Annotated in this window: 6 protein-coding genes; 2 read left to right on the forward strand and 4 right to left on the reverse strand. The window is 63.0% G+C overall.

The genetic code is table 11. The features are described 5' to 3' along the window. Positions 1–6: 6 nt before the first annotated feature. Together tgt and VPH43_RS17400 are read left to right on the forward strand one after the other, a co-directional pair. Positions 7–1,137, forward strand: a complete 1,131-nt coding sequence (tgt, locus tag VPH43_RS17395) for a tRNA guanosine(34) transglycosylase Tgt (protein WP_328578991.1) — start codon at positions 7–9, stop codon at positions 1,135–1,137. Beyond that, complete coding sequence (locus VPH43_RS17400) at positions 1,134–1,631, forward strand: hypothetical protein (RefSeq protein WP_328578992.1); 498 nt, start codon at positions 1,134–1,136, stop codon at positions 1,629–1,631. The genes tgt and VPH43_RS17400 overlap by 4 nt, the downstream gene beginning before the upstream one ends. Before the next feature lie 586 nt (positions 1,632–2,217). Here VPH43_RS17400 and VPH43_RS17405 read toward each other — a convergent pair. The 4 genes from VPH43_RS17405 to VPH43_RS17420 form a co-directional block, all read right to left on the reverse strand. Next, positions 2,218–3,039 carry an EI24 domain-containing protein gene (locus VPH43_RS17405; protein ID WP_328578993.1) on the reverse strand — a complete coding sequence of 274 codons (822 nt, stop codon included), beginning with the start codon at positions 3,037–3,039 and terminating at the stop codon, positions 2,218–2,220. Positions 3,040–3,083: 44 nt separating this feature from the next. Then, positions 3,084–4,331, reverse strand: coding sequence for a hypothetical protein (locus tag VPH43_RS17410; RefSeq protein ID WP_328578994.1), 1,248 nt, complete (start codon positions 4,329–4,331; stop codon positions 3,084–3,086). Next, positions 4,328–7,102: a phospholipase D-like domain-containing protein gene (locus VPH43_RS17415; RefSeq protein ID WP_328578995.1), complete on the reverse strand. Its 2,775-nt coding sequence runs from the start codon at positions 7,100–7,102 to the stop codon at positions 4,328–4,330. The genes VPH43_RS17410 and VPH43_RS17415 overlap by 4 nt, the downstream gene beginning before the upstream one ends. 3 nt (positions 7,103–7,105) lie before the next feature. Next, a partial coding sequence (locus VPH43_RS17420; protein WP_328578996.1) for a DUF2345 domain-containing protein occupies positions 7,106–7,916 on the reverse strand: 811 nt, incomplete at its 5' end.

The following is a 7,916-nucleotide window of genomic DNA, read 5'->3' on the forward strand; positions in this document are numbered from 1 at the left end:
CCCCCGATGCTCCAGTTCGACCTGCTGAAGACCGACGGCCTTGCGCGCCGCGGCCGCCTGACGCTCAATCACGGCGTCGTTGAAACCCCGATCTTCATGCCCGTGGGCACCTACGGCACGGTGAAGGGCGTGATGCCGCAATCGCTGCTCGACATGGGCGCGCAGATCATCCTGGGCAACACCTTCCACCTGTGGCTGCGCCCGGGCCTGGACATCCTGCGCCAGTTCGGCGGGTTGCATCGCTTCGAGGCCTGGCACAAGCCGATCCTCACCGACTCCGGCGGCTTCCAGGTATGGAGCCTGGGCGAGATGCGCAAGATCTCGGAAGAGGGCGTCAAGTTCGCGTCCCCGGTCAATGGCGACAAGCTGTTCCTCACGCCCGAGACCAGCATGCAGATCCAGACGGTGCTCAATTCCGACATCGTCATGCAGTTCGACGAGTGCACGCCGTACGAAACCAAGGGCCGCCTCACCACCGAGCGCGAGGCGCAACAGTCGATGGAGCTCAGCCTGCGCTGGGCGCGCCGTTGCGTGGCCGAGTTCCAGCGCCTGGAGAACCCGAACGCACTGTTCGGCATCGTGCAGGGCGGCATGTTCGAGCACCTGCGCGAAGCGTCACTGAACGCGCTGGTCGAACTCGACCTGCCGGGTTACGCCATCGGCGGCGTGAGCGTGGGCGAGCCCAAGGAGGAGATGCAACGCATCATGGCCCACACGCCGCACCGCCTGCCCGCGCACAAGCCACGTTACCTGATGGGCGTGGGCACGCCGGAGGACCTGGTCGAGGGCGTGGCCTGCGGCGTCGACATGTTCGATTGCGTGATGCCCACGCGCAACGCGCGCAACGGCCACCTCTTCACCCGCTTTGGTGACCTGCGCTTGCGCAACGCCCGCTACAAGATTGACGACAAGCCGATCGACGAGACCTGTGGCTGCCACACCTGCCAGCATTTCAGCCGCGCCTACCTGCACCACCTGGACCGCTGCGGCGAGATGCTGGGGCCCATGCTCACCAGCATCCACAACCTGCATCACTACCTGAACCTGATGAGCGAAATCCGCCAGGCGCTGGATGAAGACCGGTTCGAGGCCTGGCGCGTGCAGTTCAAGGCCGACCGCCAACGCGGCGTTTCATGATCCGCTGGCCGCTGCGCGCACTGAGGAGCGGGCTGCGCTGGGCCATCGCCCTGGTGCTGCTGTTCGAGGAATGGGGCTGGGAGCCGCTGTCGCGCGCGCTGGGCCAGCTGGAGCGGCTGCCGGTGTTCGCCTGGCTGGGGCGCCGCATCCGCAACCTGCCGCCTTATGCGGCGCTGGGCATCTTTCTGCTGCCCACGCTCGCGCTGCTGCCGATCAAGCTCGCGGCGCTGTGGTTGATCGGCAAAGGGCACGCGGGCATGGGCCTGCTGGTGATCGTGGCCGCCAAGATCGCCGGCACCGCCATCGTCGCGCGCCTGTTCGTGCTGACGCGCGAGTCGCTGATGCGGCTGGCGTGGTTCGCGCGCTGGTATGGGCGGTGGATGACGTGGAAGGACACGCTGCTGGCGCATGTGCGCGCGTCGGTGGCGTGGCAGCGGGCGCGGAGGATCAAGGCGGGGGTGAGGCGGTTTTTGCGCCGGCGAGTGCGGGTGTAGAGGTACTCAGTACGTAGCGCCTTTTAGGTGGGGCGCGGTCAACTGCACTGTGCTCCGGCACTCCCAGCGACTACTTTGGCGCCGATGGAGGGGAGTATGGCGACGCCTTCGTGGGCGAGTTTTCAAAGATTTCCCATGCCTCCCTTCGCTCAGAGTTGAGCGAGATGCTTAAGTATTTGGATGTTTGTGGAGCGCGGAACGACGATCCGACTTCAATGCCGAGATCGTCCCACGCGCACAGGACTCCGGAGTTCTTTTCCGACGAGCATCGTGGATTGCCGGGAAGCACTGCACGTCAACTGGACATCGATGCACCAAGAACTACGGTTTTTCCATCAACGGAGATTTGATGTTCCCTGAGGATGATCTCAGGCTTGGCTCCGCGAGGTACAACGCGCGGCTCTCCACAGTCCTTGACGGCACCTGCTTGCTCCCAGCCCTTGCGCATCAACTCATTGAGCAAATCGAACTGGGTTGGCTCCTGGCCCCCTCTTCTTTTGCGGGCGCGCTCGTAGATTTCCTCTCGCAGTGCCCGCTGGCCTGCTGCGTCTTCTACAGACGATGGTGAGGAGGTAGCGCCTCCGCCTCAAGGGCGACGATTCCTTTGGGCGCTCAGGCGCCGCATCACGAAGTGGCATACCGCCCCTCCCGTGAACCAGGGTGCCAACATGCCGAGTAGAGGCACGAGGCTCATGCCGGTGAGCATGACGCCCAACACCAGCATCTCCAGGCGGCTGTGCACGAGGATGTGCCGGACCTGTTCGGCAGTCGCCACGTCGTCCGCCGCGTCATTGATGAGCGAACGGACGTTCATGTAGCTCAGCAGCAGAAACATTGCCACGCCACCAATGATCGGAATGAACAGGCAGACGATGAAGCCTGAGAACGTACCGATCCACGGTCCGACGGTGTTTCGCATCGACAAGGCGGCGCTGTCCGAGCCGCTCCTGTAGCCGGGGTCCTTCAGTTCCGGGTAGTGCTTGAGCGTCTTGCGCTGAATCGTGGGCATCAAAAGGAGTTCGACCGCGATGCGAGCGGTGCCGACCACGAGCACGACGTACAGCAGCGCCATCGCGCCCCAGCCAATGAGAAGGCCAAGACCAATGCCGGTCACGTGGCTCATCGTCACTGCCGTCGTCGCAGTCCGGCCTCCGCCAACGAGCCAGAGTACGCCGCCGAAGACAACGATTCCCACCACCGCTGCCACATGAATCACTTGCTCACGGAAAACAATGAAGATCACCAGCCAGCCGAGGGCAGCGATCAACCATACTAAAACTGATGTGAGGACCGCGCGAACGCTCAGGGCTTGACGCAGACCGAGAGTGACGCAGGCGATGGCTTCGCGGGTTGCAGCTTGCCATCGGCCGGTGGACAGGGTGGACGCCGCGGCGGCACGGGTGTTCATGGGTTTTCTGTTTAGCCGGGCCCCCCGCGAGGCGGGCCAAATTTTCAGCGCACGCCTTGCAGCGTGTCGTGAATCTTTGCATTCGGGTCAACGGCGCCGGGCCGCAAGCGCAAGGACATCGCGATGGTGCGAACGAGCCTCACGGCTTCGTCGATTTCCGGAGGTTCTTTGCCGCGCATGCCGTCGATCGTCGTTTCCTTTGGGATCCCCATGGCATTGACCTCGATCGCGGGCTGCGTGGCCGAGCCGGGCACACCCAGCGTCTCAAGAATCACCTCGTACTGGGCCACACCGTGCAGCGAGGGTATGTACTCCACCGCGAGCAGGCGCGCGCGCTGCCCGCCCGCCAGGGTGAGGTACTCCACGTCGCGGTGACGCTTGATCGCCTTGGTGCCCGCGAACATGCAGCCGAACACGTTGCGGCTGGCCGTGCCTTGCTGCGGGTGGCATTTTTCTCGCTCTTCCTTGGAACGCGTGTCCTCACGGTCCCATGGGGTTGGCACATCGTCGATGCGCTGCGCCTCTTCGCCCGTGGGTTGTGCGTTGCGGGTCTTGATGGCGAGTTGCAGCAGCAGGTTGCTGTGACGTGCATCGCGCAAGGGCATGTCGAAAGCGTAGTCACGCTCCGTGACGCCCTTGGGGTCGGCGAAGAAGCCGTAAGGCGTGCAGATGCCGGGGTCGCTGGGCATCTCGCCGGGGGTGCGAACGCGGTAACGAGGCCACACGGCGTCGATCACGGCCTTGGCTTGCGTGGCCGAACCCTCACCGCTCATCTCGCCGTGCAGCATGCGCGGGCGCTTGTCTGTGGGGACGTAGATTCCAAAGTCGAAGGTCTTGCCCGAGCGCCAGATGAAGGAGTGAGGTTCGCGCCAGGGTTGTCGGGTTGTGATGGCAGCGCGTCGATCCGTTTCTTGCTGTGACATGCTGCCCCCTATGAACGTCTCGAAATGAGCCTCCGCTCTGCGATCAACGTAGCCGAAGTCGTCCGCCTTCCTGATGGCCGAGGCTTCTAGAAGCTTCAAAGAAGCGACCGACACCGTACCGGAGCCGAACCCCTTCTTGCCAGCCACGCGATAGGTCCCATTTCCGTGCGGCACAAACTCCGGAAGCGCTTCACCGAAGTACAGCGGGGGCGGCACTTTGATCTGCAGGCGGCCTGCGCATTCGCTGCGCCAATCACTCGGAGGTTCATAGTCAGGGGTAGCGTGCCGGTCGCTTTTGGCGTCACATGCATTGAGCGCAACCAGACTGAACGCTGCCGCAAGGGCGGTCACTGATTGCCGTCTTTTCATGTTGGCGCCTGATCATTATTCGGCGTCGGACTTGCTGCCACGATGATCGTATTGGGTGCATTGCCGCGTTCCAACTCGGTCAGCAGGATCATGTTCATGCCAGGGTGGTTATTTTCGCCTTCTGTCCAATCGATAGGCAATTCACAGATGAAGCCTTGGACACCAACCGGAGTCCTGCTCTGAGATGTTCCGGGCTTCCAGAAGTCTTCGGAGAAGGGCATGCGCGAGGCGAAGGGACTGAGGGTTTCCTGGACCATCTTGTAGTCCGTTTGCACCGATTCGGCGGAAAACTTGCGATCTCGATTCCACACGGGCCATATGGAAGAAGACGAACCTGGTACCCAATCGAAGGCTGCGGCATACGCTTTGGAGTTCGCATTGGCAACCGCCTGAATCGCCTTCCAAGTCACCGGATCTGCGGGCTTGTCCAGCAGCCCCGCCAACTGAGATGCGGGTTTGACGATATCGTTGGCCGCGCCCAGCGCAAAGTGCTTGCGCCACAAGTCCTTGCGCAGTTCATGCGCCAGTTTGCGGACCTTTATTGGATTGCGTCCGTCAATGGGCGCTTCGACGGCGCTCAAATCCATCATCAACACAGCTAGCTCGGAATCGCGCCCACCGGCCAAGCTGCGATCGTTGATGTTGGCGCTGCCGACAATGACGATGCGGTCGTCCACAATCAGCAGCTTGCTGTGAACATAGACCTGCTCAGTGCGAACCTTGCCGCCAACGGTCTGCGCAGCGCGAAGGTTCAAGAGGGTGAGATAGGGTGACACTGCTGCCCGATTGATCTTCGCGAAGGCTGGCTGGTTTTTCTGAGGATCAATCTCCAGTCCCTTCCTCTTCGCCTCCTCCCATTGCGAATTGCTCCTCGGCTCCTTGCAGTTCGCCTTGGCATAAAGAGCCAACCGAACCCGATTGATCAAGCTGTCGCTCGCGAACACCAGGCTTTGCATAGTCCAGTGAATCTGTCCGACGATCGCGAGGTCGGCCAGGCTGCCTTCGGGATGAACCGGGAGCACCATGTACACGTGGAAGGGCTGTCCCCAGCGAATCGCGTGTTCGATGCGGTCGGCCAGCGCGCGGCCGATGTGGTTCTTCGGAGCGAGTCTCCCGTGGCGCGCGCTCGCGCGCGTCACGGCCGCGGACACGCGGTTGGCCGGACTGGCCAACAGGTAGCGCATCGGCCCCGACATCGCTGCCACATCGTCGGGGTCGATCGATGGTGTGCCGAAACTCGACTGGAAGAACTGGTTCTCGATGTAGACGAAGCGCTCGGCTCGGCGGATGGCTGAGACCATCGCGTCGTGGATTTCCGTTTGAGCTGCCACAGGCGGTGCGCTGCCGGGTGTGGCGCGCGCCTCGTCGCGCTGAAGTTGCAGAGGTGCGCTTCGGAGTACCCGCACAGCCACGCCGCCGCTACCTCCGTTGCCCTGGCCCGCCGCAGGCTTGGGCGGCAGCAATTCAGCTTGAATGCGCGTGTACGTTTCGAGTGGCCCTAGCAAGTAGGAGCGCTGCACGCTGTTCCATCGGCCGACAAAGTTGCGCGCCAAGTCGTAGACCGACGGGCCTTCAATGCGGACATGCACATCCTGCCAAGGCATGCGCGGTTGGTCCGCAGCGAATGTCGCGTCACCCCCCGGCGTTGATTGCGCCCCAGCCTGCAGCATCTCTGCGTTGGGTTCTTCGTTGGCCCAACTGATGGCGAGCAATGCGTTGTATGTGCTACGCACCGCGGTCCGCGCCAAGCTGAGTGCATCCAGGAGCTTGCCTTCGGGAATGGCGCCGCCGTTCAGTTCGCGCACCGCCGCGTCCGCAGCGCGCTGCTGTGCTTGGTCGAACAGGCTGCGGGCCGGCGCTGCGGCCGCCTTTACACCGGCCTGCCCCCACTGCACCGGTGTGCGCAACCACCGTGGCAACCCTTCGACACTTATTGGCTCGCGCCACCAGGCGGCTACCGCGTCAACGGATCGTCCGAGAGGGGACTGCGCCGCCTGATTGCCTGCTGAGGTTTGGGCATTCAGCACCTGCTTGAGGGGGCCGACCGCCAGCGTGCTGCGCAGCAACTCCATCTCGTCCACATACGCCGTCGCTTCTGCAGGCAAGAGCTTGTGGGAAGGCGGGACACCGGTGTTGTAGACCTCTGGCCCGGTGCGCCATTCGTGGGCCAGAGAAAATCTGTGGTCGTCGCGACGGCCAAAGGCAAGATCGATGCCCCCGACGTACGCGATGGATCCGTCGATCACCACGAGTTTTTGGTGGTGACTGAAGAACGTCTCCTCAATGCCCGACAGATCGTTCTGCAGGCCAGCGGGGCAACAGAACGCGCGCAAGCCGTCCTTGCGTCCGGCGTTCAGCTGAAACACTGCCAACATCGTTCCAAGGTCCCCGGTGTTCAAGCCGACCTTGGGTGACTGCCAGGGCATCACATAGACCTTCGCGCCGCCTTTCACAGCAGCGGCCAGCGCATCAATCAGGCGGGTCTGGCCTTGCAGCTTGACAGCCCAGTTCACCTGCCAGCCGGTGATGAAGACGCTCTTGCGGGCGCTTTGAATGGCAGCGCAAACGTCAGCGAAGTACGCCTCTCCGGTCACGAAGGGCTTTACCTTGTTGCCTTGTCGTTCCGGCGCGAATGCACTGGAGTCGCTTTGTTGCCGACGCAGCGGTGCGTGCCGGGCCACCACTGTCTTGTACGCTGTGGGCGAGCCGGGTCGAACGACTGCGTTGGCGCTGCTCGTCAGCTCCGGGTAGTCAAAGCCATCGGAACTCATTGCTCAGGCCTTCTTCAATTCGGACCACAGCTTGTGGGCGCTGCCTCCGGTGTCTATTCGCGCGACAGCTTCATCGCTGGACGGTCGTCCAGGGCCAAGACCCCAGTGTGGTTCGTCGCTGTAGTCAAGCGCTGCCAGCGCATGGACCGCTCGCTTGTCGTCGGTCCAGTCGTCGCGTTCGCGCTCCAACCACAGCGGACGAAGTTCCCCCAGGACGCTCAGCCAGACGTCATTCGGTCTTCGGCTGCATTCAGCGATCAACGTCTCTTGCTGGGCGGTGTCGAGCCGCAGGCGACCTTGCGCATCCGATTCACCAGAGAACAGCACTCGCTCAAATGTCACTCCGCCTGACATCAGCAGAATCTCCCAGCTTGCATGGGCAAGAGGCACCCCGCTTGGGCCAGGAATGTCGGCCAACTGAATGTCCAAGCGTGCCGGTACGGGTTCCATCGGCACCCGCGGAAGCGGAGGCGGTTGATAGGTGGTTCGCTCAGCCCCCACCATGCTCTTGGTCGCCGCATGCACCGTGATCTTCCCAGGGCACTGCACCGTGATGCCACCACCCTCGATCACGATCTGCGCCCCACCAGCCGTCTGCAAGGTGATCTTCTTCGCCGCGGCCCAGTCGATGTGGCTGTTGGCGCTCTGCACGTTCACCAGCCCCTTGGCCGCGATCTGCAGGGTGTCGCTTTGCGCCTGCACGTTGATGTCGCCATGCCCGGCGATCATGGTGATGCCGGTGCCGGCGGCTTCATCGCCGGGTTGAACTGCACCGGCCAGCACCCCGATCGCCTGGCCGGTGTGCAGCCGCGTC

Origin of the sequence: Ideonella sp. BN130291, from assembly GCF_036231905.1 — a bacterium.
Lineage (GTDB): Bacteria > Pseudomonadota > Gammaproteobacteria > Burkholderiales > Burkholderiaceae_C > CAMLIZ01.

Coding starts and splice junctions, on each gene's coding strand:
- VPH43_RS17400 (WP_328578992.1), top strand. CDS start 1,134: ATGATCCGCTGGCCGCTGCGCGCACTGAGGAGCGGGCTGCGCTGGGCC.
- VPH43_RS17410 (WP_328578994.1), bottom strand. CDS start 4,331: ATGAAAAGACGGCAATCAGTGACCGCCCTTGCGGCAGCGTTCAGTCTG.
- tgt (WP_328578991.1), top strand. CDS start 7: ATGCTCCAGTTCGACCTGCTGAAGACCGACGGCCTTGCGCGCCGCGGC.
- VPH43_RS17415 (WP_328578995.1), bottom strand. CDS start 7,102: ATGAGTTCCGATGGCTTTGACTACCCGGAGCTGACGAGCAGCGCCAAC.
- VPH43_RS17405 (WP_328578993.1), bottom strand. CDS start 3,039: ATGAACACCCGTGCCGCCGCGGCGTCCACCCTGTCCACCGGCCGATGG.